Annotated in this window: 20 protein-coding genes; 12 read left to right on the top strand and 8 right to left on the bottom strand. The window is 72.6% G+C overall.

The features are described from left to right. Positions 1 to 51: 51 nt before the first annotated feature. From ABD269_RS06345 to ABD269_RS06355, 3 genes are all read right to left on the bottom strand, one after another. Positions 52 to 1,620: a DUF5719 family protein gene (locus ABD269_RS06345; RefSeq protein WP_344116879.1), complete on the bottom strand. Its 1,569-nt coding sequence runs from the start codon at positions 1,618 to 1,620 to the stop codon at positions 52 to 54. Next, entirely contained in the window at positions 1,617 to 5,333 is a 3,717-nt protein-coding gene (locus ABD269_RS06350) for a glycosyltransferase (protein WP_344116880.1), read from the bottom strand. The genes ABD269_RS06345 and ABD269_RS06350 overlap by 4 nt, the downstream gene beginning before the upstream one ends. Positions 5,334 to 5,725: 392 nt before the next feature. Further along, entirely contained in the window at positions 5,726 to 5,989 is a 264-nt protein-coding gene (locus tag ABD269_RS06355) for a WhiB family transcriptional regulator (protein WP_004952403.1), read from the bottom strand. Between the two features lie 684 nt (positions 5,990 to 6,673). Here ABD269_RS06355 and ABD269_RS06360 point away from each other — a divergent pair. The 3 genes from ABD269_RS06360 (at position 6,674) to ABD269_RS06370 (ending at position 9,664) form a co-directional block, all read left to right on the top strand. Beyond that, on the top strand, positions 6,674 to 7,201 hold the full coding sequence (locus ABD269_RS06360) for a cysteine dioxygenase (RefSeq protein WP_344116881.1): 528 nt from the start codon (positions 6,674 to 6,676) through the stop codon (positions 7,199 to 7,201). Between the two features lie 130 nt (positions 7,202 to 7,331). Next, the gene (gene cofD, locus ABD269_RS06365) at positions 7,332 to 8,300 is read left to right on the top strand and encodes a 2-phospho-L-lactate transferase (RefSeq protein WP_344116882.1); all 969 of its coding nucleotides are present in this window, start codon (positions 7,332 to 7,334) and stop codon (positions 8,298 to 8,300) included. Positions 8,301 to 8,305: 5 nt separating this feature from the next. Then, entirely contained in the window at positions 8,306 to 9,664 is a 1,359-nt protein-coding gene (locus ABD269_RS06370) for a coenzyme F420-0:L-glutamate ligase (protein ID WP_425572855.1), read from the top strand. Positions 9,665 to 9,779: 115 nt separating this feature from the next. On the opposite strand, the gene ABD269_RS06375 is transcribed toward ABD269_RS06370, so the two are convergent. From ABD269_RS06375 to ABD269_RS06385, 3 genes are all read right to left on the bottom strand, one after another. After that, positions 9,780 to 10,682: a DNA-3-methyladenine glycosylase family protein gene (locus tag ABD269_RS06375; RefSeq protein WP_344116884.1), complete on the bottom strand. Its 903-nt coding sequence runs from the start codon at positions 10,680 to 10,682 to the stop codon at positions 9,780 to 9,782. 98 nt (positions 10,683 to 10,780) lie between these two features. Then, a complete protein-coding gene (gene manB / locus ABD269_RS06380; protein WP_301887034.1) occupies positions 10,781 to 11,863 on the bottom strand; it encodes a mannose-1-phosphate guanylyltransferase in 1,083 nt (360 codons plus the stop codon). 83 nt (positions 11,864 to 11,946) lie between these two features. Next, positions 11,947 to 13,452 carry a peptidoglycan recognition protein family protein gene (locus ABD269_RS06385; RefSeq protein ID WP_301887033.1) on the bottom strand — a complete coding sequence of 502 codons (1,506 nt, stop codon included), beginning with the start codon at positions 13,450 to 13,452 and terminating at the stop codon, positions 11,947 to 11,949. Between the two features lie 138 nt (positions 13,453 to 13,590). Here ABD269_RS06385 and ABD269_RS06390 point away from each other — a divergent pair, with 138 nt between their 5' ends. The 7 genes from ABD269_RS06390 to ABD269_RS06420 all read left to right on the top strand — a co-directional run bounded on the left by ABD269_RS06390 (position 13,591) and on the right by ABD269_RS06420 (position 20,933). After that, positions 13,591 to 14,343, top strand: a complete 753-nt coding sequence (locus tag ABD269_RS06390; protein ID WP_344116885.1) for a TIGR03089 family protein — start codon at positions 13,591 to 13,593, stop codon at positions 14,341 to 14,343. Positions 14,344 to 14,465: 122 nt separating this feature from the next. Beyond that, positions 14,466 to 15,752, top strand: a complete 1,287-nt coding sequence (locus ABD269_RS06395) for an LCP family protein (protein WP_344116886.1) — start codon at positions 14,466 to 14,468, stop codon at positions 15,750 to 15,752. A gap of 227 nt (positions 15,753 to 15,979) precedes the next feature. After that, positions 15,980 to 17,800: an LCP family protein gene (locus ABD269_RS06400; protein WP_344116887.1), complete on the top strand. Its 1,821-nt coding sequence runs from the start codon at positions 15,980 to 15,982 to the stop codon at positions 17,798 to 17,800. Between the two features lie 153 nt (positions 17,801 to 17,953). After that, positions 17,954 to 19,681, top strand: a complete 1,728-nt coding sequence (locus tag ABD269_RS06405; protein WP_344116888.1) for an LCP family protein — start codon at positions 17,954 to 17,956, stop codon at positions 19,679 to 19,681. Between the two features lie 105 nt (positions 19,682 to 19,786). Continuing rightward, positions 19,787 to 20,248, top strand: a complete 462-nt coding sequence (locus ABD269_RS06410) for a hypothetical protein (protein WP_344116889.1) — start codon at positions 19,787 to 19,789, stop codon at positions 20,246 to 20,248. A 4-nt stretch (positions 20,249 to 20,252) separates the two neighbouring features. Further along, positions 20,253 to 20,597, top strand: coding sequence for a hypothetical protein (locus ABD269_RS06415; protein WP_344116890.1), 345 nt, complete (start codon positions 20,253 to 20,255; stop codon positions 20,595 to 20,597). A gap of 9 nt (positions 20,598 to 20,606) precedes the next feature. Beyond that, positions 20,607 to 20,933: a DUF4288 domain-containing protein gene (locus ABD269_RS06420; protein ID WP_344116891.1), complete on the top strand. Its 327-nt coding sequence runs from the start codon at positions 20,607 to 20,609 to the stop codon at positions 20,931 to 20,933. Between the two features lie 54 nt (positions 20,934 to 20,987). On the opposite strand, the gene ABD269_RS06425 is transcribed toward ABD269_RS06420, so the two are convergent. Further along, positions 20,988 to 22,004, bottom strand: coding sequence for a glycosyltransferase family 2 protein (locus tag ABD269_RS06425; protein WP_301887024.1), 1,017 nt, complete (start codon positions 22,002 to 22,004; stop codon positions 20,988 to 20,990). 221 nt (positions 22,005 to 22,225) lie between these two features. Here ABD269_RS06425 and ABD269_RS06430 point away from each other — a divergent pair, with 221 nt between their 5' ends. Then, positions 22,226 to 23,692 (top strand): LCP family protein, encoded by a 1,467-nt coding sequence (locus tag ABD269_RS06430; RefSeq protein WP_344116892.1) that lies wholly within the window; start codon positions 22,226 to 22,228, stop codon positions 23,690 to 23,692. A 213-nt stretch (positions 23,693 to 23,905) separates the two neighbouring features. Here the strand turns inward: ABD269_RS06430 and ABD269_RS06435 are convergent, their stop codons facing one another. Next, a complete protein-coding gene (locus tag ABD269_RS06435) occupies positions 23,906 to 24,454 on the bottom strand; it encodes an acyl-CoA thioesterase (RefSeq protein ID WP_301887022.1) in 549 nt (182 codons plus the stop codon). Between the two features lie 119 nt (positions 24,455 to 24,573). Between ABD269_RS06435 and ABD269_RS06440 the strand changes: the two genes are divergently transcribed. Next, a complete protein-coding gene (locus tag ABD269_RS06440) occupies positions 24,574 to 25,872 on the top strand; it encodes an LCP family protein (RefSeq protein ID WP_344116893.1) in 1,299 nt (432 codons plus the stop codon). The last annotated feature ends 16 nt before the right edge of the window (positions 25,873 to 25,888 follow it).

Here is a 25,888-nt window from a genome sequence, read left to right on the forward strand (position 1 = left end):
GGAGCCGATGACGCGCCAATAGCCGGAGGCGGAGAAGACCGGCTCCGCGCGTCACCGGTTCAGCATCGACAGGTCCTGCTCGGCCTCCGGGACGGCCACCGTGGAGCGGTCGTCCGGAATGGGCTGGATCGTGAACATCGGCACGCCGTCCTTGGGCAGTGCGAGCATCCGCGAGGCGTACACCGGTCCTCCGGAGACCTTCTCCACGGTCACCGCGTAGGTCCCCTTCGCGCCGGAGGGCTCCGGCGGTTCCACGGACAGCGTGGTACCCGGCTTGACGGTGTACGTCTTGCTGACGGCGGTGCCCCCGTCGCTGCCCGCCGAGGACGAGACCTTCACCTGCGCCGCCTCCTTGCCGGGTGCGACCAGGGCGAGCGTGCTGCTCTTCACGCGGTTGTCGGCGACGGTGCCGCGCTTGTCGATCGGCGGGGTGGCGGCGATGAAGGCCGTCTCCTGCTTGTCGTCCTTGCCCCGGGTGACCCGCAGCGCGGCGACGACCGGCGTCCTGCTGCCGTCCCCGGTGAGCAGCAGCGAGCCCGCCTCGCCCCGGGTGATGTCCCCGAGGTCGACGGCCGTCGTCATGCCGCTCTTGACGTGCAGCGTCTCGTGACCGGCCGGGGTGATCGCGCTGTTGGCGCCGGCGAAGCGCAGCTTCAGGTCGGCGTCGTCCCCGCCGGGCGCGAGGACGTAGAGGCGCACGGACGTGGCGTCGGCCGGGATGCCCGGGAGCACGGCGTCGGGGGACGCCTCGGCGGAGGGCGGCAGCCAGTCGCCGCCCAGCTTCTCATCGGACGCCTGGAGCGCCGCCCCGACCCGTCCGGAGCGGGCGGCCACATGGAGCGTCGCGCTCTCCGTGGGGGCGTCCGTGAGGGTCGACAGGAGCACCGGCACGGTGGAGCGCGGCGGGACGTTGATGCCCTCTCCGGCGGCGGCCTTGATCCGGCCGTCCTTGCCGTACATCTCCAGGTCGACGACGGCCGCGGTGCTGTCCGGGTTCGTCAGGTGGACGTAGTCCTGGCGGCTCTTGGCGGTGCTCGCGCCCGGGAACCAGAAGGACGTGTCGGGGGCCGTGCAGGTCAGCCCGTGCAGCCCGCGTCCACTGCCCGCGCTCACCACGGTGCTCTGCTGCACGGTCCAGCCGGGCGCGAGCGTGCCGTCGGCGGTGCCGATGAGGGCTGGCGCGTCGGAGCGGTCCGTGGTGGCGGTGACGGGCTTGCCGGGCTCCTTCAGGGAGAGCACCGTCGCACCGGCCGCGACCGCGCCCTTGTCGTCCTTCTTCTTGTCCTTGGCGTCGGACTTGGAATCGGCCTTGGAGTCCGGCTTGCCGTCGTCCTTCTTGGCGGGACCCGTCGTCCCGCCCGCCGCCAGCAGATCCGCGGCGGCCTTGCGCGCGCCCGCGCGGCCGGTCGCGCCGGCCGGGGTGAACGCGGTGTAGGCCGTCTCCCCCACGTCCGAGGACGTGGGCGCCGGGCAGAGTCGCATCGAGCGCTCCACGGGCAGCCGGGCGGGCGCCTTCGCGGCCGTGCCGGCGGTGCCCGCCGGAGCCTCGAACACGGCGATGCCGGTGACGGCGGCGAGCGCCGCCACCGCGCCGAACAGGGACAGGGTGGTGCGCTTCACTGCTGCTCGCTCCCGTCGCGGTGCTGCTGGTGGTGGCCACCGTCGCCGTACGTCGTGTCGTAGGGCTGCTGACCGTAGCTGTACGGGTCGTACGGCCCCGCCGCGTACGGATCGGCCGGGTAGTGCGCCTGCTGCCCGTACCCGCCGCCCTGCTGCTGGTAGGAGCCGTCGTAGGCGCCTTCCTGGTAGGGCTGCTGGTCGTACGTCCCGTAGCCCTGGGCGTCGCCCCACTGCCCGTACTGCTGCTGTTGCGGGACGGCTGCGTACGGGTCGGCCGTCTGCTGTGCGTACGGGTCGGCTGTCGGCTCGGCCGCGGGCGGCTCCGGCGGTGCGGGGTCGGCCGTGCGCTCGGCCTCCGCGGCGGCGCGCAGGCGGCGGGCGCGGCGGCCCTCGCCCGCGGCGGGCTGTGCCGGTACGGACGGTGCCGCGGGCGCGGGGGCGGCGGCGGCCGGGGCGCCCGTCTCGGGCAGGTCGTCGTCGATCTCGCGGCGGCGGCCCGGCAGGGCGAGCACCACGAGGACGGCCGCGAGGATCCCTTGCGTCCACAGCCACACCGTGTGGGTCAGGGGCGCCTGGTAGGTCAGGGCGAGCTTGCCGCCGCCGGAGGGCAGTTCGAAGCCCTGTGCCCAGCCGTCGACGGTGGTGCTCTTGAGCGCGCGGCCCTTCAGGGTGGCCTGCCAGCCGGGCGCGGCCTTGTCGGCGACGCGCAGGACGCGGCCCTGGGGACCGTCCGGGACGGTGGTGTGCGCCTCGACGGGCCCGGAGGCGACCGTCACGGGGGCGGACTGCTGTGCGGCGCCCTGGCGGTCGCCGGGCGTGATGGTGACGCGGGCGACGTCCCGGTCGACCCGCCACAGCGAGCTGCGGTCCTGCTGGCTGAGCCGGGTGAGGCCGGGGGTGGTGTCCAGGACCCGGCCCATGGCACCGGGCGCGCTGTCGCGCACGAGGACGTAGCCGACGGCGTAGTCGCCGAGGAGGCCCGCCTGGTCGGCCCCGGAGCCCGCGACGAGACCGGCGACGACGGCGTCGAGCTTCTTGTCGCGCCCGGCGGCCACGGCGAGTTCGGCGTCGCCGGTGCGGGCGCCGGAGCCCCGGACGAGGGTGTAGTTCACATGTCCTTCGGTGCCGTCGAGCACCAGGGTGCGGGCCTGGTCGCGGGTGCCCGCCTCCTCCGCGACGAACGCCGGGACCTGCTCCGGGGAGCGCCGCTCCAGCGGTCCGTCCGCCCCGGCCACCATCCAGACGGCGGCGGCCACCAGCGGGCCCGCGGCCGCGGTGAGGGCGATGAGGGCGGCGACGGGCTGCCGCCAGCCGAAGCTGAGCGCGGCGACGCGCTCGCGGGCGCCCTCGGCACCCACGACGGCCGCCGCGACAAGGGCGAGGCAGTGGACGAGGGTGGCGGGTCCTGCCCAGCCGCTGCCGTTGGCCAGGGCCGCGCAGAGGAGGGCGGCGAGCGCCACCGCCCAGGCCGTACGGACCGCGCGGGCCCGGTCGGCGCGCAGCAGGGCGGCGAGGGCGGCCAGGACGACGCCGGCGAAGAGGAGACCGCCGAAGGTCTTCGGGCCGCCGGGGTCGCCGACGAGCAGCTGCCAGGGCGCCGTCGTGCCGTGCCCGTAGTCGATGCCCGCCTCGGCGAAGAAGCGGCCGGGGTGGGTGAACAGCCCCAGCGACCAGGGGGCGAGCGCGAGGACCGGGGTGAGGGCGACCGCGAGGAAGCGCGGCCCGTGGACGGCCAGCTGCGCGCCGCCGCCCCGTACGGCGTGCACGGCGAGGGCGCCGAGGCCCAGGACGACGGCGAGCGGCCACACGACCGGGGTGAAGGCGGTGGTGACGGTGAGCAGGAGCGCGTACGTCCAGGAGGCGCGCCAGGTCGGGCGGGCGCCGGGGACGCGGAGCCCGGTGGCGGCCACGGCCGCGCGGGCCATGAGCGGCAGCAGTATGGCGAGGACGGCGGTGCCGAGCCTGCCGGTGGCGAGGGCGCCGGTGGCGGCGGGCAGGAAGGCGTACGCGACGCTCGCCCAGGCGCGCAGGAGGCGGGAGGAGACGAGCGGGCGGGAGGCGAAGTAGGCGGTGAGTCCGGCCAGCGGCACGGAGCAAACCAGCAGGAGGGTGAGGGTGAAGCCGGTGGAGCCGAGGAAGAGCGTGCTCAGGGCGGCGAGTACGGCCAGGTAGGGCGGTGCGCTGCCGGTGTTGCCGACGCCGACCGGGTGCCAGCCGTCGGCGTAGCGCGCCCAGAGGCCGGAGACGCCGTCGGGCACGGGCAGCAGTGCGCCGCCGGACAGCGAGCCGCCGCCGAACAGCCCGCGGCAGGCGATCAGCGAGACGAGCAGCAGGAGCGCGAAGAGGACGGGGGCCGGCTTGCGGGCGATCCGCTTGAGCCGGGTGAACTGTTCGATCTCCAGGAAGTCCGCGTCGTCGCCGCCGGGTCCGGACTCGACGGCTCCGTGGCGTCCGGCGGAGGAGAGGTCGGCCTCGGAGCGGCCGCCGAGGTTGCTCGCGAGCTGTTCGACGGTGGCCCGGACGGTGGCGCCGGGCGGCGGGAACAGCGGTCGGAGCTCGCTCGTGGCGACGGCGGGCGCGCCCCGCCGCTTGCGGGCGGCGCGGAGCCTGCCGGGGCGCAGCAGGGTGCCGAAGAGTCCGGTGAGTTCGTCGAGTGCCTGTCCGGGGGCCTTGCCGAGGAGGTAGCCGACGGTCCGCAACAGGGTGCCGAGGACGAGCCGGAGCATGACGTACGGCAGGAGCGGGCCGCGGGTGTTGGCGAGGAGGGCGTAGACGGCGCCCGCCTTGTCGACGCGGTGCGGGTTCACGGCCGAGCGGCCTGCGCAGTCGACGGGGCGGCGTTCGCGGGCAGCAGCTTCGGCGTGCCGCATGACGGCGTCGGGCGCAACGATCACGCGGTGCCCGGCGGCGTGCGCGCGCCAGCACAGGTCGACGTCGTCGCGCATCAGGGGCAGCCGGGGGTCGAAACCGCCGAGCTGTTCGTAGACGTCGCGGCGGACGAGCATGCCCGCGGTGGAGACGGCCAGTACGGGCCGCACCTGGTCGTGCTGGCCCTGGTCCTGTTCGCGGCGCTCCAGGCCGGTCCAGCGGCGGCCGCTGCGGGCGATGGAGACGCCGACCTCCAGCAGCTGTCTGCGGTCGTACCAGCTGCGGAGCTTCGGTCCGATGACGGCGGCGTCGGGTTCGGCGTCGGCGACGCGCAGCAGTTCGTGCAGGGCGCCGGGGTCGGGGGCGCAGTCGTCGTGGAGCAGCCACAGCCACTGGACGGGTTCGAGGTCGTCGTGGCGGTGGTCGGTGTGGCCGCCGTGGTCGTAGGAGTCCTCGCGCCAGGTGCGGCTGACGGGGTCCCAGCCGCTGGAGCGCTTGAGGTACGGCAGTTCCTCGGGGTCCGGTGCGGGGACCGAGCGGACGGCCTCGTCGACGGCGGCGCCGAATCCGGCGCGGCGGGCGAGGTGCAGGACCCGGTCGGGGCCGAGGGCCTCGGCGAGCAGCCGCGCGGAGTCGTCGGTGCTGCTGGTGTCGGCGGCGACGGCGCTCTGGACGGGCCGTTCCTGGCCGAGCAGTCCGGCCAGCGCGTCGGGCAGCCAGCGGGCGCCGTCGTGGGCGACGAGCACGGCGGTGACGACGTGGCGCGGGAACGCCGGGGGGACGGCGGGGTCGAACGTGGCAGAGGTGGCCGGGTAGTGGGCCGCCGTATTGCTGTGCACGGACATCGAGGTACGGGCCCTCCGGCCGGGGATCCGGGGGTCGCCCCCCGGAGGACTGCTGTGCGGTTGCTGGCTGCGGTCGAGCGGTGCGCTCGACGGGCCACCACACTAGGGCCTCTCCGGCGGTGTGTGTCCCCGCCCGTCCCGTCACCGGCGGCGGGCCCCCGGGCCTCTTGACGCGGCCGGGACCGGCGCCCCAGGGCTCCTCCCGGCCGATACCGGGGGTGTCCCCGGCCGGGCCGATATGCCGGGCACGGCGCGGTGGCCGCGAACGCGGCGGTCCGCCGCTCGCGGTGGAACGCGACGGGCGGACCGTTCGTCATGGTCGGAGTACGGCGGCGCTATTTCTCTCCGGCGGTCTTCAATAAGACCGTCGGCAGAACTGTTTGTCCGATCTATCAGACCGCTGCTTTCTTGAGGCGGCGGCGCTCGCGCTCGGACAAACCTCCCCAGATGCCGAAGCGCTCGTCATTGGCAAGGGCATATTCAAGGCACTCCGAGCGGACCTCGCAGGCGAGGCAGACCTTCTTGGCCTCGCGCGTGGAACCGCCCTTCTCGGGGAAGAAGGACTCGGGGTCGGTCTGAGCGCACAGCGCGCGCTCCTGCCAGCCGAGCTCCTCGTCCGCCTCCTCGACCAGCAGTTGCTGAAACAGCTCGGTCATGTGCGCCCCTCGTCTGTCATTTGCGTCCCCGTGCTGCCTTCATCAAGGCTGCCTTCATCAAGTGCGGCAGAACAACACGGGTGAAATTACAAGTGTGCCGATCCGGGCCAGTCAAGCCGAGATCTGCTATTGGGCCCCTTATTCACTCTGCGGAACCAAAGCCAAGCAGAAAGTGTCCAAAACATTACAAGTCCGGACAGAACCAACTGCCCGCCTCGACAGCCCCGCCGCTCTCCTGAAGGAGAGGACGTCACGCACGGCAATCCCGTTGCACCGTCCGGCCGAATCATGTTTACCGCCGCGACTGGTGCGCCACCTGTCCGCGACCCTCGGGCCGCAAACCTTTCAGCACCCTCAGTTACCGGATGAGGTGAAAGATTAGCCCCAAAACGGACACCCGGTTGACAGAGCGCGGTCGCGCCCGTCACCTTTGGTGGCATGCCAGCGATCGCCGCACTCAGCCTGACCCGTGACTACGGGTCCCGCTGCGCCGTGCAGGCACGCTGTCGCTGTTCCAGCTGTTGATGCCCTGAGCTCCGGCTGAGCTTTCCTCTCCGCTCCACCCCGCTCGCCCTTCCCGACCCGTCCGCAGGGCCCGCGCCGTCACGCCCGTACACGTCCACACGTGTCCCCGCACCGCATGTCACCGCGCAGCCCCAGCACACCCGCCGAGGAATCCCGCACATGAACAGCGACGTCCAGATCGCCGGCGACCCGCTCGCCGTCCCGCACCTGATGCCGCCCGCCCCCGCCCACCCCGCCACCATCGCCGAGTTCGCGGGGCTGGCCCGCTCCATCGCCGCCGACACCGCCTCCTGGGCGCACCTCGTGGAGTACGACGCCACGAGCCGCTGGTACCACCGGCTGCGCACCGGTCCCGGCTATGAGGTGTGGCTGCTCAGCTGGGTGCCCGGCCAGGGCAGCGGGCAGCACGACCACGGGCCGTCCTCCGGCGTGCTGACCGTCCTTCAGGGGGAGCTCACCGAGGTCAGCTGGGGCAGCGGCGCCCACGGTGGCGCGCGGCGACGGCTGCGCGCCGGTGCGCAGCGCGTCTTCGCGCCCGGCTACGCGCACGAGGTCGTCAACGACTCCCTCGGGCCGGCCGTCAGCCTGCACGTCTACTCCCCCGGCCTCACGGAGATGCCGATGCGCCATCAGCGGCCCGTATCGGCCGTGTTGCCCGCCACGGACCGGGACGCCGTACGGGGCTGACGCCCTCCTACCTGGGACGTCGTACGCGCTGACGCCCTCCATCCGGGATGTCGGACCCGGCTGACAGGCCCACCCGTCACCCGACCACCACCCCTCAAGGGCAGCCCTACGGGCTGACAGACTGTCTCGCATGCAGCAGCGCATTGTGGTTCTGGCCGGCGGGATCGGGGGCGCCCGCTTCCTCCGTGGCCTCAAGTCAGCAGTCCCCGACGCGGACATCACCGTCATCGGGAACACCGGAGACGACATCCACCTCTTCGGGCTCAAGGTCTGTCCCGACCTCGACACCGTGATGTACACCCTCGGCGGGGGCATCCACGAGGAGCAGGGGTGGGGCCGGGCCGGGGAATCCTTCGCGGTGAAGGAGGAGTTGGCGGCCTACGGCGTGGGGCCCGAGTGGTTCGGGCTCGGCGACCGCGACTTCGCCACCCACATCGTCCGTACGCAGATGCTCGGCGCCGGCTATCCGCTCAGCGCCGTCACCGAGGCGCTGTGCCGCCGTTGGCAGCCCGGTGTGCGACTGCTGCCGATGAGCGACGACCGCGTCGAGACCCACGTCCTGATCGACGACCCGGACGGCGAGGGCCGCAAGGCCGTCCACTTCCAGGAGTACTGGGTGCGGCTGCACGCGGCCACGCCCGCGCACGCGATCGTCCCCGTCGGCGCGGAGGAGGCCAAGCCCGCGCCCGGCGTACTGGAGGCGATCGCCGCGGCCGACGTCATCCTCTTCCCGCCGTCCAACCCCGTCGTCAGCGTCGGCACGATCCTCGCCGTGCCCGGCGTCCGCGAGGCCGTCGCGTCCGCCGCGGCGCCCGTCGTGGGACTCTCCCCCATCGTCGGGAACGCGCCCGTGCGCGGCATGGCCGACAAGGTCCTGGAGGCCGTCGGCGTCGAGTCCACGGCCGCCGCCGTCGCCCGGCACTACGGTTCCGGCCTGATCGACGGCTGGCTGGTCGACACGGTCGACGCCGATGCCGTGGCCGAGGTCGAGTCCGCCGGGATCCGCTGCCGGTCCGTCCCGCTGATGATGACCGACGTCGAGGCCACCGCCCGGATGGCCGCACAGGCACTGGCCCTCGCCGAGGAGGTGCGCGCGTGACCGGCCTGCCGGGGGACGGCGTCCCGGCGTACCGGGTGTGGGCGCTGCCCGGCATCCCCGAGGTGCGGGCCGGGGACGACCTCACCAAGATCATCGCGGCCGCGGCCGGTGCGGAGGGGCTGCCCGGCCTCGCCGACGGCGATGTCCTGCTCGTCACCTCGAAGATCGTCAGCAAGGCCGAGGGGCGGATGCTCCGGGCCACGGACCGCGAGGCCGCGATCGACGCCGAGGCCGTACGGGTCGTGGCCCGGCGCGGCGCCCTCCGCATCGTCGAGACGCGGCTCGGGCTGGTCATGGCCGCCGCCGGCGTCGACGCGTCGAACACCGAGGCCGGCACGATACTGCTGCTGCCCGAGGACCCCGACGCCTCCGCCCGCGCGCTGCGGGACGGGCTCAGGGACGCGCTGGGCGTGGAGGTCGGCGTCGTCATCACCGACACCTTCGGCCGACCCTGGCGCACCGGGCTGACCGATGTCGCCATCGGCGCGGCCGGCGTGCGCGTCCTCGACGACCTGCGCGGCGGCCTGGACGCCCACGGCAACCCCCTGAACGTGACGACGGTGGCCACCGGAGACGAGCTGGCCGCGGCCGGTGACCTCGTCAAGGGCAAGACCGCGGGGCTTCCGGTGGCCGTGGTGCGGGGGCTGGCGCATGTGGTGGCCGGTGCCGATTCCGATGCCGATTCCGGTGTTGATTCCGGTGTCGAGGAGGGGGCCCGGGCGCTCGTCCGTGCCCCCGCCGACGACATGTTCCGGCTGGGGACCTCCGAGGCCGTACGGGAAGCGGTGACACTGCGGCGCACCATCCGCGAGTTCACCGACGACCCCGTCGACCCGGGCGCCGTGCGGCGCGCCGTCGCCGCCGCCGTCACCGCGCCCGCCCCGCACCACACGACCCCCTGGCGGTTCGTCCTGCTGGAGTCCGAGGCCTCGCGCGTGCGGCTGCTCGACGCCATGCGCGACGCCTGGATCTCCGACCTGCGCGGCGACGGCTTCGGCGAGGAGAGCATCGCCAAGCGGGTGCGGCGCGGCGACGTGCTGCGCAAGGCGCCCTATCTGGTGGTGCCGTGCCTCGTCATGGACGGCTCCCACACGTATCCGGACGCGCGGCGCAACGCGGCCGAGCGGGAGATGTTCGTGGTGGCCGCCGGGGCCGCCGTCCAGAACTTCCTGGTGGCGCTCGCCGGGGAGCGGCTGGGGTCCGCGTGGGTCTCGTCGACGATGTTCTGCGCGGATGTCGTGCGGTCGGTGCTGTCCTTGCCGGCGGGGTGGGATCCGATGGGGGCGGTGGCTGTGGGGCGGGCGGCGGCTCCGCCGCGCGAGCGACCTGGGCGGTCGGCGGCGGAGTTCATCGAGGTGCGGTGAGGTTTGGGCGGGCTGGGGTGGCGCGCCGTTGCCGCCTGCGGCGGGAGCGGCCTGCGGCCGCGTCCTCAAACGCCGGACGGGCTGAAATTGCGCACCCGGGGGTCTGGGGGGCTCCTCACCACCCCCTGATGTCCCCCACCGCGAAGCGAGGTGCCCTGCGAGGCGGGGTGATGCCTGTGAGCAGGATGAGGCGGCACGCGCGGTGGCGTTGGCCCTCGTACGGGGTCAGGAGGTCGAGCATCGTCGCGTCGTCCGCGTCGCGCGCGCCCGTCAGCGCGTAGCCGACGATCTTCGGCAGGTGCAGGTCGCCGGTCGTCACCGTGTCGCTCGCGCCGTTGCTGCGCTGGAGCGTTTCCGCCGCTGTCCAGGGGCCGATGCCGGGGATCGCCCGGAGGCGGGCGGTGGCCGTCGGTTCGTCCATGGTCGCGGCCTCCTCCAGGCGGGAGGCCGCGCGCGCGGCCCGGACGATCGTCGCGGCGCGCTTGCCGTCCACGCCCGCGCGGTGCCACTCCCAGGAGGGGAGCAGGGCCCAGCCCCTGGGGTCGGGCATGACGCGCATGCCGGACGGAGCTCCGGGGGCGGGTTCGCCGTGGCGCTGGAGGAGGAGGCGCCAGGCGCGGTACGCCTCGTCGCTGGTGACCTTCTGTTCCAGGACCGAGGGGATCAGTGACTCCAGGACCAGCCCCGTGCGGGCCAGCCGGAGGCCGGGGTGGCGGCGGTGTGCCTCGTGGAGGAGGCGGTGGCGGGGGACGAAGGCGCCGGGGTCGTCCGTGCCGCCGAGGAGGGCCGGGAGGTGGTCCAGCAGCCAGTCCGCGCCGGGGCCCCATGCCTCACCGTGGACGCCGTCGGCGCGCGCGGTCACATGGAGCGTGCCGGGACCGTCCGGGGTGCGGCTCGCCCGCCACACGGAGCCGTCCGGCGCGACCCGGTAGGACGGGTCGCCGGGGCCGCGCGCGAGGACGCCGAGGGTGCGTCCCAGGTCGTACGGGCCCGGCGGGACCCAGGTGCGCGTCGCCATCCGGCCAGCGTACGTCGGCGGACCGACAACCGGAGGGCTTGCATCCGGTTGGCGGGCGGCAGATCCCGCCGACCGGAATTCACCCGGACGGTGCGGCGCTACTGGTCCGAGGAGAACCTGATCGACGCCGGCGGGATCTGCGCCTCACACCAGATCCGCGCGCCCGCCCGCAGCTCGTTGTCCGCGCCGACGTGGGCACCGTCACCGATGACGGCGCCCTCCAGGACCGTACGCGCCCCGATCCGCGCCCCCGCGCCCACCAGCGAGTCGCGCACCTGCGCGCCCGCCTCGATGACCGCGCCGTCGAGGACGGTGCTGCCGTCGACCCGCGCGCCCGGTTCCACGACGGCCCCGGCGCCGATCACGGTGCCGCCCGTGAGCTTGGCGTCCGGGGCGACCTCGGCGGTGTCCAGGACGAGCCGGTCGCCGCAGCGGCCCGGCACGGCCGGGGAGGGTGCCCTGCCGAGGACCAGGTCCGCGGAGCCCCGTACGAAGGCCTGGGGCGTGCCCAGGTCGAGCCAGTACGTGGAGTCGACCATGCCCTGGAGGTGCGCGCCCGCCGCGAGCAGCCCGGGGAAGGTCTCGCGCTCGACCGAGACGGGCCGGTCCGCGGGGATGGAGTCGATCACCGAGCGGTTGAAGACGTACGCGCCCGCGTTGATCTGGTCGGTGACGATCTCCTCGGGCGTCTGCGGCTTCTCAAGGAAGGCCGTCACCCGGCCGGTGGCGTCGGTGGGCACCAGGCCGAAGGCGCGGGGGTCCTCGACCCGCGTCAGGTGCAGCGAGACGTCCGCGCCGGTGGTGCGGTGGGTGTCGACCAGTGCCTCGATGTCGAGGCCGGTGAGGATGTCGCCGTTGAAGATCAGCACGGGCTCGTCCGGCGCCGAGCGGAGCCGGGAGGCGACGTTGCGGATGGCTCCGCCGGTGCCGAGCGGCTCCACCTCGGTGACGTACTCCAGGTGGAGGCCGAGGGCGGAGCCGTCGCCGAAGTACGGCTCGAAGACCTCGGCCAGATAGGACGTGGCGAGCACGACGTGCTCGACCCCGGCGGCGCGGGCGCGCGCCAGCTGGTGGGTCAGGAACGGGACGCCCGCCGCCGGGACCATGGGTTTCGGCGTGTTCATCGTCAGGGGGCGCAGCCGGGTCCCCTTGCCGCCCACCAGGAGGATCGCTTCAGTCACCTTGTCGTCTCTGCTTCCTGCTGGGGCCGGGCCTTGGAACGGCGGCCAGTTTATGCAGACCGGCGGGCGGCTCCCGCCCCCGGTCAGCGGCCCTGCAGGCGGGCGGCGGCCGAGCGGGTCGTCCCGAGCCTGCTGTAGAGCCGGTCGCCGGGGCACTCCGTGGCGTAGCCGTCACGGTGTCCGGAGATGGCCTTGAGCTTGACGGACGTTCCCTTCTTGAACAGGTTTCCGCCGCCGGACACCAGGGTCGCGGTGCCGCGCGGGTTGACGCCGAACAGACCGAGTTTCCATGCGGCGAGGGAGGACAGGGCGTTCACCGCCGCGTTGGGCGGGCTGGAGCTGGCGAAGGTTCCGAGAACGGCGATGCCCATGCTGTTGGTGTTGAAACCGAGGGTGTGAGCACCCATGACCGGCTTCGCCACGCCACCGGCGCGGCCTTCGTAGATCGTGCCGCACTTGTCGACGAGGAAGTTGTAGCCGATGTCGCGCCAGCCGCTGCTCACCACGTGGTAGCGGTAGATACCACGAATGACGGATGCGGACTCGGAGCAGCTGTAGTTGTTGCCGGAGGCCGTGTGGTGGACGAAGGCGGCCTTCACGGTCTTGGTGTACGCGAAGGCGCGCTCGCGCAGGCCTTCGTCGGCGCCCCAGCCTGCCCGGGTGACGATGCGCGGGCGGGAGGCGGTGAAGCGGCCGTCGGGGGCGGATCCCTGGTCGGAGTCCGAGGTGTCGCCCTGGTCGTAGCCGTCGTCGGGGTCCACGCTGACCCGGGGGCCGGAGAGGTCGCCCTCGTCGTCGCTGTCGCCCCAGTCACTGGAGTCGTCGTTGTCGCTGTCGCCCTCGGGCTCGTCCGAGGGCATTTTGACGCGGCCGGTGCCGGTGGCGGCGATGTCGGACCGCGCGGCGTTCCGGCCGGCGGCGGGGATCTCGGTGGCGCCGAGCGGGGCGAGCGGGGCGTTGGCGGCGGAGCTGGCGCGTTCCTCGTCGGTGCCCGGTGGCACGACGGGGACCCGGCGGGAGTGGTGGGCCGGGGCGGCGCCGGGGTCGACGAGTTCGAGGCGCATGCCCGCGGGCAGGGCGCGGCCCTCGGGCGTGCGTTCGGTCGCGACGTCGGGGCGGACGCGGAGCTGGATGGCGTCGGAGGCGCCGACCCACAGCGGCGCGGTGGAGCCGCGCAGCCGTCCGTTCCGCGCCTCGTGGGAGTCGAGGTCGGGGCGGTCGTCGTCGTGGGTCTGGACGTCCTGCCAGCCGGACCAGTCCCGGCTGCCCACGGCGCGGGTGCGCACCTGGGCGCGGCCGCGGAGCTCGGCGGCGGCGTCGTCCCACACGATGCCGATCAGGGAGAAGGGCTTGACCTCGCGCTGGGGCACGCCTTGTTCGGCGGGGCCGTTGGTGCGCGCCCGGTCGCTGCCGCCGAGGCGGATCAGCGGCACGGACTGTGTCGAGCCGGGGACGGAGTTCGGGGCACCGGTGGACGAGGTCGCACCGGAGGAGGCGCCCGAAGGGGTGGCCCCCGACGAGGTGGCCAGGAAGGGCAGGGTGAGGGCGGCGGCGCAGGTGACCGTCGAGGAGACAAGGATTCCACGCATGACAGAAATCCTGGACATATGCCGATAAGTCTGTCCATTCAAGAGGGCCGGGAAGTGACGGCCAGTCGGCCCCCGCGGCGGTGCGCGCGGCGCTCTCCCGACTGCCCGTCAGCGGCCGTGCCGCGTACCCTGGCGGCGATGAACGCCACCGATCGCACCCCCGCCGACCTGCTGCGTTCCGCGCTCGCCGCGGACCCGGCCCGCCCGCTCGTGACCTTCTACGACGACGCCACCGGCGAGCGCGTGGAACTGTCCGTGGCCACCTTCGCCAATTGGGTGGCGAAGACCGCCAATCTGCTCCAGGGCGAGCTCTCCGCCGAGCCCGGCGACCGGCTCGCGCTGCTGCTGCCCGCCCACTGGCAGACGGCCGTCTGGCTGCTCGCCTGCTCCTCGGTCGGCGTGGTGGCCGACGTGGGCGGCGACCCGGCGGCCGCGGACCTCGTCGTGAGCGGCCCGGACACCCTGGAGGAGGCGCGCGCCTGCTCAGGGGAGCGCGTGGCGCTGGCCCTGCGCCCGTTGGGCGGCCGGTTCCCCCAGCCGCCGGCGGGCTTCGCCGACTACGCCGTCGAGGTGCCCAGCCAGGGCGACCGGTTCGCCCCGTACGCCCCCGTGGACCCGGACGCCCCCGCGCTCGCCGTGGACGGCCTGGAGCTGACGGGGGCCCAGCTGGTCGAGCGGGCGCGCACGGACGCCTTCCAGCACGGGCTGGGCGCGGGCTCGCGGATGCTGTCCGGCCTGCCGTACGCCACCTGGGACGGCCTCTCGGCCGGGCTGTTCGCACCGCTCGCGGCCGGTGGGTCCGTGGTGCTGTGCCGCAACCTCGACCGGCTCTCCGGCGGCGGCCTGGAGAAGCGCCGGGAGAGCGAGCGCGTCACCGTGACGGCCCTCTGACGCTGCCGCATCGCCGCGACCGCGCGATGATCGGGGGTACGCGCCGGCAGCGGGTACCGCCGGCACCGCACGGAAAGGCCCCGACGGAGGCACGTACCACCCCGTGAGGGAGGGACGCAGCTGTGGACCACGGCACCGACGCTCCCTCCCCCGCGCCCCGGCGCAAGCGCCGCTGGCTGCGCTGGCTGGCGCTGGCCCTGGCCGTGCTGACGCTCGCCGTGGTCGCGCTGGGCTGGGTGCTCTACGAGCGGCTCAACAGCAACATCCGCACCGACACGGACACGGCGAACGAGCTCGCGCAGTACGAGCGGGAGCGCCCGACGGCCCTGGTGGCCGGGGCGCAGAACATCCTGATCATCGGCTCCGACACCCGGGGCGGCCCCGGCAACGGCCAGTACGGCGAGGACAGCGGCACCCAGCGCTCGGACACCACGATCCTGCTGCACGTCTCCGCCGACCGGCACAGCGCGACCGCGGTCAGCCTGCCGCGCGACCTGATGGCGAGGATCCCCAGCTGCCGCAGGCCGGACGGCAGCCAGACGAACGAGCGGTTCGCCCAGTTCAACTGGGCCTTCGAGCTCGCGGGCCCGGCCTGCACGATCCGTACCGTCGAGAACATCAGCCACATCCGGATCACCCACCATGTGGTCGTGGACTTCAACGGCTTCAAGCGGCTGGTGGACGCCGTCGACGGGGTCGAGGTATGCCTCAAGCAGCCCATCGACGACCGGGAGGCGCATCTGAAGCTGCCTTCGGGCCGTCAGGTCCTGCACGGGGAGCAGGCGCTGGGCTTCGTCCGCGCCCGCTACAGCCTCGGCAACGGCAGCGACACGGAGCGGATGGGCCGACAGCAGGCGTTCCTGGGCGCGCTGTTCAACGAGATGCAGAGCGACGGCGTGCTGCTGAACCCGACGCGGCTCTATCCGGTGCTCGACGCGGCGACCTCCTCGCTCACCACGGACGCCGGGCTCGGCTCGCTGCGGAAGCTGTACGACCTGGTGCGCACGGTGCGGGGCATCCCCAGCGACCGGGTGCAGTTCCTGACGGTCCCGCGCCGCCCGTATCCGTACAACACGGACCGCGACGAGCTCGTACAGCCGGACGCGGACCAGCTCTTCGAGCAACTGCGGGCGGACAAGCCGGTGTCGGTCAGCGCAAACGTCCGCCCGGCGGACAGCAAGCCCGGCGGCGGGCCCGCCCGGCGCGCCCGCGCCGAGGAGCCCGGGGGGCCGGAGGGGACCGCGGGACCGGACGTCCCCGGGGCGCCGGAGGTGCCCGGCGGGTCCCAGGCGCCCACCGATCCGGGCGTCCCGACGGGCTCTCCCGGCACGTCCTCCTCGCCCTCCCCCTCGCCCACCGCGCCGCCCACGTACGAGGGAACCACCGCCGCACGCGGCATCTGCGGATGAATACCCCGAAACGCATGATCGGATTTTTCGCGTCGGCGAAAGGATTGGGCAGATTGCCCAGTTGTAGGGGAGTGGAATTTGTCACCGGCGTCGCTCGACGCTGAACTGGGCGGATAGTGTGAGCGATCCGGTGCGCACGGCCGGGCTGATCGCGCACTGCAAGACGACGTGACCGAGCGCCTCGGGGGGCAGGCGCCGCGTGGCACCGACGGAGGATTCAAGCGACCGTGGACGCGCAAGGCCGTGGGCGGGCGGGCGGCATCGACCCCGCCGACCAGTGGGTCTTCGACCCCAAAACCGGCAGCTACGAGCTGCGTCTCGAACACGCCGAGGGGTCTGATCAGGCCTCCGGGCAGGGTTCGCCCCCCTCCGCACTCACCACCCCACCATCCGCCACGAGTTCCTTCGTCCCCTCCGCGGGCCCCTCCCCCGCGCCCTCCGGCACTCCCTCCGTCGCACGACCGGGGCCCAAGGCGCCCAAGGCGGAGCCCGGCCGGCGTCCGCTGCCCGGTCAGCGCGGCGACGGCGGCGGCCGCAAGGGCGGATCCAAACCGGCCACCGGCCGGCGCCGGCCCAAGCCGAAGAAGACCGCGAAGAAGAAGGTCCTGCTCTGGACGGGCGGCACGCTCGCCTTCGTCCTGGTCGGCGGCTCGCTGGGCGCGTATCTGCTCTACGAGCACTTCAACGGCAACCTCAGCAAGGTCGACGTCGGCGTGGACAACGCCGCCGTCATCAAGGGCCCGGTGAACATCCTCGTCATCGGCACGGACAAGCGCTCGGGCAAGGGCAACGAGGGCTACGGCGACGACGGCAGCGTCGGCCACGCCGACACCACGCTGCTGTTCCACGTCTCCGAGGACCGCTCCAACGCCACCGCGATCTCCATCCCGCGCGACATGATCACCGACATCCCGGAGTGCACGACCAAGCAGGACGGCAAGACCAAGGCCATCCCCGGCTCCAAGGGCGTCCGCTTCAACGAGAGCCTGGGCCAGGAGGACCGCGACCCCGGCTGCACCTGGCGGACCGTCGAGCAGCTCACCGGCCTGAAGGTCAGTCACTTCATGATGGCCGACTTCAACGCCGTCAAGCAGCTCTCCAGCGCCGTCGGCGGCGTCGAGGTGTGCCTGGGCAAGGACATCGACGACCCCAAGTCGCACCTGAAGCTCAGCAAGGGCCGGCACGACATCCAGGGCGAGGACGCGCTCGCGTTCGTACGCACCCGGCACAGCGTCGGCTTCGAGAGCGACCTGGACCGCATCAAGCTCCAGCAGCAGTTCCTGAGTTCGATGATCCGGAAGATGAAGTCCGGGGACACCTTCTCCAACCCCAAGAAGCTCTACGACCTCGGTGACGCGGCGACCAAGTCGCTCACCGTCGACACCGGCATAGGCTCGGTCAGCGACCTGACCAAGCTGGCGAAGGACCTCAGCCGCGTCAACATCAAGAACATCACCTTCGCGACCCTGCCGGTCCTCGACAACCCGGCCGACGGCAAGACCCGCAAGACCGTCATCCTGGACAAGGCCAAGGCCGACCCGCTGCTGGCCATGGTCAAGCAGGACGTCTCCCTGACCGAGGTCAAGGAGAAGGAGAAGAAGGCCCAGGACGCCCAGGACGCCAAGCAGCAGGCGCTGCTCAAGGGCCCCAAGGCCGAGCCGGTCAACGTCCGCGCCAAGGTGCTCAACGGCAGCGGCCGGATCGGCGCCGCCCAGGAGGCCGTCGCCTGGATGCAGAACTCCAAGGGCATGACGCGCACCAGCAACGGCGGCAACGCGCCCGGCGGCAAGAAGATCGACACGACCGTGCTGGAGTTCGCGCCCAACCAGGCCGACCAGGCGCGCAGGCTCGCCGACGCCATGGGTCTTTCCGCCGACGCCCTCAAGGAGACCAAGGCCGACGCGGGCCCGATGGCGGAGATGACGCTCACGCTCGGCGCCGACTTCAAGGCCGCGGGCACCCCGGTCACCGCGCCCGCAGCGCCCGAAAAGGCGCCGGAGGGCATCCAAAAGGTCGAAGCGGACGACAAGAACATCTGCGCCAAGTGAACCTAGGCGTGGCACACACGCATCTCACAGGTAGGGCCACCCTCCTGTGGGACGCGTGGCCCGGCCGTGCGCGCGGAGCGTTCCGCGCGCACAGCGCTACGAGAGACGGCATGCCTGCCCATCGGGCCGGAAGCACCATTCAGGGGAGGCCCGATGCGGCAGAGCAGTGTGCGGGGGCCGCGCTCGCGCGGCCGCGTCCCGGGAGCCCGTGACGGCGGGGGCAAGAAGGGCGCGCCCGCCGGGAAGCCCGGCAAAAAGGGTGCCGCCGAGGAGACCCCGTCCCGCCGCGCCCGCGCCGCCCGAATAGCCCGCTGGACCGCGCTCTGCCTCGCGGTCCTGGTCCTCGGCGTCTCCGCCGCGGGCTACTTCTACTACCAGCACCTCAACGGCAACCTCAAGAAGGACGCGCTCAACCTCGGTGACAAGCGGCTCGACCGGAGCGCCGCCAACGCCGAGGGCCAGCGCCCGCTGAACATCCTCGTGCTGGGCTCGGACAGCCGCAACACCCCCGAGAACGTCGCGCTCGGCGGCGCCCGCGAGGACGCGGACCGCAAGCCGCTCGCCGACGTCCAGATGCTGGTGCACGTCTCGGCGGACCGCAGCAACATGTCGGTCATCAGCGTCCCGCGCGACACCCGCACGACGATCCCCAAGTGCACCGACCCGGAGGACGGGAAGGTCTACCGCGAGACCAGCAGCCAGATCATCAACACCAGCCTGATGAACGGCGGTCCGGGCTGCACGGTCGCCACCTGGGAAGAGCTCACCGGCATCCCCATCGACCACTTCATGATGATCGACTTCTCGGGCGTGGTGAGCATGGCCGACGCCGTCGGCGGCGTCCCCGTGTGCGTCGACAACAACGTCTACGACGACAAGTCCGGGCTGCGGCTGACCAAGGGCGAGCACAAGGTCAAGGGCGAGCAGGCCCTCCAGTGGCTGCGCACCCGCCACGGCTTCGAGGACGGCAGCGACATAGGCCGTACGCACGCCCAGCACATGTACATGAACGCGATGGTCCGCCAGCTGAAGTCCGGCACCAAGCTCAGCGACCCGGGCCAGCTCACCGGGCTCGCCGAGTCCGCCACCAAGGCGCTGACGGTCGACAAGGACCTCGGCTCGGTCAAGAAGCTCTACGACCTGGCCGAGGAGCTCAAGCAGGTGCCGTCCGGCCGGATCACCATGACGACCATGCCGTGGGCCTCCGACCCGCAGGACCCGGACGCCCACGTCGTCCCCAAGGCCGGCGACGCGGACAAGCTGTTCTCGCTCGTGCGCAACGACATCGCGCTCGACGGCAAGGACAAGAAGAAGGACCCCAAGTCCTCCCCGTCGACGCCCGCCGCGCCCAAGGGCAACATCCCGGTGACCGTCTTCAACGGCACGGGCACCGCGGCCCAGCCCGTGGCCACCGGCCGGGGCAGCGACATCGCCGCGTTCCTCGTCGGGCAGGGCTTCGCCAAGGCGAGCGCCGACTCCACGCCCCGGTCGCAGCTCGACACGACGCTGAGCTACTCCAAGGCGTCCCAGCGCGGTGACGCCGAGGCCGTGGCCAAGGCCCTCGGGCTGCCGGACAGCGCGCTGCGCATGTCCACGGCGGTCGAGGAGCTGACCCTGGTCATCGGCTCCGACTGGCGCTCGGGCACGGCCTACCCGAAGGACCGGGCCGACGCCGGCGCGGACGACAAGAAGGACGGCGCCTCCGACAAGAGCGGCAGCGACAAGAGCGACGGCGGCCCGTCCGGCGACAAGTCCGGCGACAAGTCCGGCGACAAGGGCAAGAAGAAGGACGGCGACAACAAGGCCCCCGAGAGCGCGGACCCGCTCAACGGCAACGACACCTCGGCCTGCATGAAGGTCAACTCGCTGAACCGTTTCTGAGCGTACGTGTGACGGGTGAGAGATCCGCGATTCCGGTGACTTCACGTAGCACTGCCGATACCGTCTGCGCCTGTGGCTCACAAGCGCTCACGAAAGGCAGCATGCATGAGGAACGTCTCCCGGGTCTGCGTACTCACCGCGGTGAACCTGCTGGCAGCCCTCGCGACGGTGACAGGACAGGCAACGGCCGCCCCTTCGGAGGCCGTTCACAGCGTCCGGGTGCAGGAGGGGTGCCGTAACGACGGCACGTCCTTCACCGACAGGCTCATCCCCGGCCACTGCCTGCAGAACAGCGGCCACCGGCTGGAGATGCAGTACGACGGCAACCTCGTGCTGTACTCCGGCTCGCGCGCCTGCTGGGCGAGCGGCACCGACGGGACCGACGGGGTCTACGCGAAGTTCTCCGGGGACTGGAAGCCCGACTCCCCCTATATGACGCTGGAGTCACCCGTCGGGGAGCTCAGGAAGTACCGCGGGAAGTACACCGGGCTGCACAAGACCGGGAACGTCAGCCTCAACAACAAGGGCGAGGTCTGGATCGCCTACGAGAAGATGGCGGGCTGCTGATCCGATGCGCACCCACCCCAAGGGAGGCCGTGCCTCCGTACGCGCGCTCCTGACCCGTGGCGTGCTGGCCGTCGTCCTCGCGGGCGGCGCGGTGGCCGGCCTCCCCGCTACGGCGGGGGCGACCACCGGGCACGTGGCCCCGGAGCGCTATTTCGGCGACGTCTGCGTGGCGAACGAGAACCTGGGGGAGATCGCCAACAACTTCATCTCCCGCTGCCGCAAGGGCTCCATCCGGTCGGTGTTCCCGGGACAGCACTACGGCGACACCCTCGGCTACCTCAAGGGCTGCCGGGAGCGCTCGTGCAACACCGCCTGGAAGCTCCTGAACGACAACCGCTTCAAGAAATAGCGCGGGAACATGAGCACTTACATCGCAGTCCTGCTGTGCCAGTCCTCGTCCGACGCCGAGGACCACGTACCGCTCTACCAGGAGAGCTTCGTCCTGGTGACGGCACAGAGCGAGGCGCAGGCGCGCGAGAAGGCCGCCGCGCACGGCAAGGCCCTGGAGACGAGCTACGAGAACGAGCGCGGCGAGCTGATCACCTGGCGGCTGCGGCACGTGGTCGACGTCGGTGAGGTCCTCGACGAGCGCCTCACCGACGGCTCCGAGCTCTATGCCCGGCACTTCAGGAACTACGCCGCCTACCGCTCCTTCGAGCCGCTGCTCTCGGGGGAGCAGATCTGACCGTGGCCGCGGGGGCCGGCGAGCGGATGCCGGTCCCCGCGGCCGCGCGGCCGGTCAGCCGTTGCGGACCGCCGGGCGGCGGCTGGCGATGACCTTCTTCGCCAGGGAGCGCGGGCTGGTCAGGAAGCCGTAGCCCCACGACATGTGCATGGTCGCCAGCGCCACCGGGATCTGCGCCCGCGCCTTGAGCGGCAGCCCCTTGCCCGCCGGGACCGAGCCCGCCACGATGGCGGCCAGATAGCCGCCGGGCACGACCAGGGCCCACGGGCTGACCGTCGCGCCCGCGACGACGCCCGCGGCGATGGCCACGACGGCGGTCGGCGCCGCGAGGTAGCGCAGGTTGATCGAGCCCTGGTGGTAGCGGGCGACGACGTGCCGCCAGCGGCCGTAGTCCTTGTACTGCTTGGCCAGCGCCTTCACCGACGGGCGCGGCCGGTAGGAGACCTTGAGCTCCGGGGAGAACCAGATCAGGCCCCCGGCCTCACGGATGCGGAAGTTCAGCTCCCAGTCCTGGGCACGGATGAACTCCTCGTTGTAGCCGCCCTGCTGCTCCAGCGCCTCGCGCCGGAACACCCCCAGGTAGACGGTCTCGGCGGGCGCGGCCGCGCCGCCGGTGTGGAAGGCCGCGTTGCCCACGCCGATCTTCGACGTCATGGCGGCGGCGACGGCCGTCTCCCAGGCGTTCTCGCCCTCGGCGTGCATGATGCCGCCGACGTTCTGCGCGCCGGTCTCGTCCAGCAGGCGCACGGCCGTGGCGATGTAGTCCGGCGAGAGCATGCCGTGCCCGTCGACGCGCACCACGACCGGGTGGCGCGACGCCTTGATCGCGGCGTTGAGGGCGGCGGGCGTCCGGCCGGTGGGGTTCGGCACGGTGTGGACGCGGGGGTCTTCCCGTACGAGCTCGGCGGCGATCTCGTCCGTACGGTCCGTGGAGGGGCCGAGGGCGATCACGACCTCCAGCTCCCCGGCGTACTCCTGCTCCAGGATGTGCCGCACGGAGGTGCGCAGGTGCCGCTCCTCGTTGAGCACCGGCATGATCACGGAAACGGCGGGCGGCTGCTGTTCGGGCATGGTTCCTCGGGGGTACGGGGGTCACCCACCCGGCTGGGCCGGGGTCGGCGGAATCGTCGGTCACGTTACCGCCAATGGCGGACACCGGCGTTCTCCGGCCGGGTGGCCGGGTGACCCGAACGGCGTGGGGGCACGGCCCTTTGATCGTATTGACCTACCGTTGCCCGTCCTGGCCCGCCCCAGGCCTGCCCCTGATCCCGTTCCGTCGCGGAGGTCTCGGAATGACCGCACCGGCCCGCACGCCCCGCCCGAACGGACCGCGCCACGGCGCCCCGCGCCGACCACGCTGGGGGCTGCGCGTCGCCGCGGGCGCGGCGGCGGTGATCCTCGGCACCGCGGGCGTCGGGCACGCCGTCGTCAGCGGGATCGACCGCGGCATCGGCCGGGTCGACGTCTTCCGCGGGCTGTCGGACCGGCCGGTGACCGGCCAGGGGACCAATCTGCTGGTCGTCGGCACGGACTCCCGGGACCGGATCACGCAGGAGGAGCGCAGGCTCTACCACCTGGGCGGCTCGCCCTGTCACTGCACCGACACGGTGATGCTGGTGCACCTCGCCGCGGACCACGACCGGGCCACCGTGGTCAGCCTGCCGCGCGACACCTACAGCGAGATCCCCGACCACCTGGACGACGCCGGACGCCCGCACCCCGCGCATGTGCAGAAGCTGAACGCGGCCTACGCGGAGGGCGGGCCCGGGCTGACCGTGCGGACCGTGGAGCACCTCACCGGCGTCCACATCGATCACTATCTGGAGGTCGACTTCACCAGCTTCATGAAGACCGTCGACGAGGTGGGCGGCGTACGGCTGTGCACGGACCGGCCGCTCCAGGACCCCTTCAGCGGGCTGAACCTGCCGGTGGGCACCAGCACCCTCAACGGCGGCCAGGCCCTGGAGTACGTGCGCTCCCGCCACCTCGACGGCGCCGCCGACCTGGGCCGGATGCAGCGGCAGCAGCGCTTCCTCGCCTCGCTGCTGCACCGGGTCTCCGAGAGCGGGATGCTGGTGCACCCCGTGATGTTCCAGCAGGTCGTCGGCACACTGCTCGACTCGGTGCGGGCCGACCGCAGCCTCGACAGCGACGAGCTGATCGGGCTGGGACAGGCCATGCGGAACCTGAAGCCCGCCGCCACCGAATTCCTCTCGGTGCCGATCGCCTCCGCGAATTTCCCGGTGCCGCGCGTCGGCTCGACCGTGAAGTGGGACGAGGCCGCCTCAGCCAGGCTCTTCCAGGCCCTGCGCGACGACCGGCCGCTCACCCCGCGCGCGCCGTCCCGGGTCCACGACGCGAAGGGCCAGGCCCGGCAGCAGGACGCTCCGACGCCGGTGGAGGTGGCGCCCCCGGAGGTCCGGGTGCAGGTCTTCAACGGCAGCGGGCGCCAGGGGCTGGCGCGCGCCACGGACCTGGCGCTGCGCGCGACAGGCTTCAGCACGACGGGACTGCCGGCGGACGCGGGCACGGGCCCGGCCCAGGCGCGCACGGTGATCTCCTACGACCCGCACTGGGACCGCTCGGTCCGCTCCCTCGCGGCGGCGCTCCCCATGGCCGAACTCCGCCCCGCGCCTGGCCAGGGCCCGGTGATGCGGGTCACCCTGGGCACGGACTTCACATCGGTCCACGCGGTCCGCTTGCGCGTGCCCCAGGGAGGACCGGAGGTGATGACGGGCGACCGGGCCGCCTGCCCCTGAGCGCCGTTGCGCCTGCGGCGAGCGGCCTCAAACGCCGGCCGGGCTTGATTTTCGGCCTCGGCGCGGGCAAGTGCGGACCGTTTCCGGCCCGCATCAGCCAAAACCAAGCCCGTTGGGGGCACCTCCCAGCGGTAGCTGGGGGAGTTTGAGGACACGCGGCGCAGCCGCGTTCGGGGTCCGGGGCGGAGCCCCGCACCCACCGACCACAGAGGCCTAGTCGGCCAGACCTTCCGCGTTGCGGGACTCCCGGAGGTCCATGATCGCCCGGCGGCGGGCCAACCGGTGCGTGCGGCGGATCTGCGCCTCCTGATACCGCCGCCGGTCCCGCTCCGTCTCCGGCTCGACCGGCGGCACCCGCCGCGGCTTGCCGCCCTCGTCGACCGCGGCGAAGACCAGATACGCGCTGCCGACCTGGACCGCGGGCGTGGACTCGTTCCAGCGCTCCGCCATCACCCGCACGCCGACCTCCATGGAGCTGCGGCCCGTCCAGTTGACCTGTGCTTGCACATGAACGAGGTCGCCGACCTTGACCGGTTCGAGGAAGGCCATCTCGTCCATCGAGGCGGTGACGGCGGGGCCACCGGAGTGGCGGCCCGCGACCGCGCCGGCGACGTCGTCCACCAGTTTCATGATCACGCCACCGTGGACGGTGCCGAGGAGGTTGGTGTCACCCGCGGTCATGATGTGGGAGAGGGTCGTGCGTGAAGCGGACGTCGGCTTACCCGGTATGTCCGATTCCAGATCCGGGTCCTGAATGGTCATGTCCACCACTGTATGCCCGGGCGCATCCGAGGACCGGATTTGCATCAGCTCTGCAACAGCCCTGCCCCGATCATGTAGCGCCCCGCCTGTCGGCGGGACGGGCGGGCACACTCGGTCTCATGAGTGATTGGCCCGAAGGGCGGACCGACGAGCGGCAGGACCGGTACGGACGCGGCAGCGCGAGCGCCGAGCCGGAGGGCGTCCGCGCCATGCCGCATGTCCGCCGTGACGCCCCGCCGCGCCAGTACCGGCCCGTACCCGGCCAGAACTCCGGCGGCGCGGGCACTCCCCCGACCCCGGCGGCCCGTCCCGGCGACGGCTACAACACGGGCCAGGTCTACGGACACGGCGGCCCGGTGGGCCCGGACCGCGGCACCGGCGGCGGTGGCAGCCAGGGGCCGGGCGGCCGCGGCGGCCGGACCAGCCCGCCGAACTGGCGCAAGCGGATCACGGTCGGGCTGATCGCGTTCGTCGTGCTGCTGCTGGCCGTCTCCGTCAGCACGTACTTCTGGGCCGACTCGAAGATGCGCCGCGAGGTCGACCTGAGCAAGGTGAAGGACCGCCCCTCGGGCGGGAAGGGCACGAACTACCTGATCGTCGGTTCCGACAGCCGCGAGGGCCTGTCCGAGCAGGACAAGAAGGACCTCCACACCGGGTCCGCGGACGGCAAGCGCACCGACTCGATGATGATCCTGCACACCGGTGACAACGGCACCACGATGCTGAGCCTGCCCCGTGACTCGTACGTCACGATCCCCGCCTTCACCGGGCCGCAGTCCGGCAAGCAGTTCCCCGCGTCCACGCACAAGCTCAACGAGGCGTATTCGGACGGTGGGGCGGAGCTGCTGGCGCAGACCATCGAGTACAACACCGGACTGCATATCGACCACTACGCGGAAATCGGCTTCGGCGGTTTCCGCAATCTGGTCGACGCACTCGGTGGTGTCGACATGTGTCTGGACAAGCCGGTGAAGGACCGCGACTCGGGCGCGGACTTCAAGGCGGGCTGCCAGACGCTCAACGGCACGCAGTCGCTCGCGTTCGTGCGCCAGCGCCACCAGGAGGCCGACCAGGACCTGGGGCGGATGCGCAATCAGCAGAAGTTCCTGAACACCCTCGCCAAGCAGGCGGCCTCGCCGTCGACGGTCCTCAACCCCTTCCGCCTCTACCCCGTCATCGGCTCCGGGCTGGACACGCTCGTCGTCGACAAGGACATGGGGCTGACGGACCTGATGTCGATGTTCTGGTCGATGAAGGGCGTCACCGGCGGCGACGGCAAGCAGCTGACCGTGCCGATCTCCAACCCCAACCTCCCCACGCGGAGCGACGGCGTGGCGGTCAAGTGGGACACGGCCAAGGCCAAGCAGCTCTTCGACCAGCTCAGGAACGACGAGAAAGTCACCGCCGCCGACAAGTGACGTCCGGCGCGCCCCG

The sequence above is a fragment of the Streptomyces blastmyceticus genome (assembly GCF_039521185.1).
Lineage (GTDB): Bacteria > Actinomycetota > Actinomycetes > Streptomycetales > Streptomycetaceae > Streptomyces > Streptomyces blastmyceticus.

Bases quoted from the DNA above. Each gene is read 5' to 3' on its own strand.
- ABD269_RS06350 (WP_344116880.1), bottom strand. From the start codon at position 5,333: ATGTCCGTGCACAGCAATACGGCGGCCCACTACCCGGCCACCTCTGCC.
- ABD269_RS06425 (WP_301887024.1), bottom strand. From the start codon at position 22,004: ATGCCCGAACAGCAGCCGCCCGCCGTTTCCGTGATCATGCCGGTGCTC.
- ABD269_RS06420 (WP_344116891.1), top strand. From the start codon at position 20,607: ATGAGCACTTACATCGCAGTCCTGCTGTGCCAGTCCTCGTCCGACGCC.
- ABD269_RS06360 (WP_344116881.1), top strand. From the start codon at position 6,674: ATGAACAGCGACGTCCAGATCGCCGGCGACCCGCTCGCCGTCCCGCAC.
- ABD269_RS06440 (WP_344116893.1), top strand. From the start codon at position 24,574: ATGAGTGATTGGCCCGAAGGGCGGACCGACGAGCGGCAGGACCGGTAC.
- ABD269_RS06435 (WP_301887022.1), bottom strand. From the start codon at position 24,454: ATGACCATTCAGGACCCGGATCTGGAATCGGACATACCGGGTAAGCCG.
- ABD269_RS06430 (WP_344116892.1), top strand. From the start codon at position 22,226: ATGACCGCACCGGCCCGCACGCCCCGCCCGAACGGACCGCGCCACGGC.
- ABD269_RS06355 (WP_004952403.1), bottom strand. From the start codon at position 5,989: ATGACCGAGCTGTTTCAGCAACTGCTGGTCGAGGAGGCGGACGAGGAG.
- ABD269_RS06410 (WP_344116889.1), top strand. From the start codon at position 19,787: ATGAGGAACGTCTCCCGGGTCTGCGTACTCACCGCGGTGAACCTGCTG.
- cofD (WP_344116882.1), top strand. From the start codon at position 7,332: ATGCAGCAGCGCATTGTGGTTCTGGCCGGCGGGATCGGGGGCGCCCGC.
- ABD269_RS06415 (WP_344116890.1), top strand. From the start codon at position 20,253: ATGCGCACCCACCCCAAGGGAGGCCGTGCCTCCGTACGCGCGCTCCTG.
- ABD269_RS06405 (WP_344116888.1), top strand. From the start codon at position 17,954: ATGCGGCAGAGCAGTGTGCGGGGGCCGCGCTCGCGCGGCCGCGTCCCG.
- ABD269_RS06375 (WP_344116884.1), bottom strand. From the start codon at position 10,682: ATGGCGACGCGCACCTGGGTCCCGCCGGGCCCGTACGACCTGGGACGC.
- ABD269_RS06385 (WP_301887033.1), bottom strand. From the start codon at position 13,452: ATGCGTGGAATCCTTGTCTCCTCGACGGTCACCTGCGCCGCCGCCCTC.
- ABD269_RS06390 (WP_344116885.1), top strand. From the start codon at position 13,591: ATGAACGCCACCGATCGCACCCCCGCCGACCTGCTGCGTTCCGCGCTC.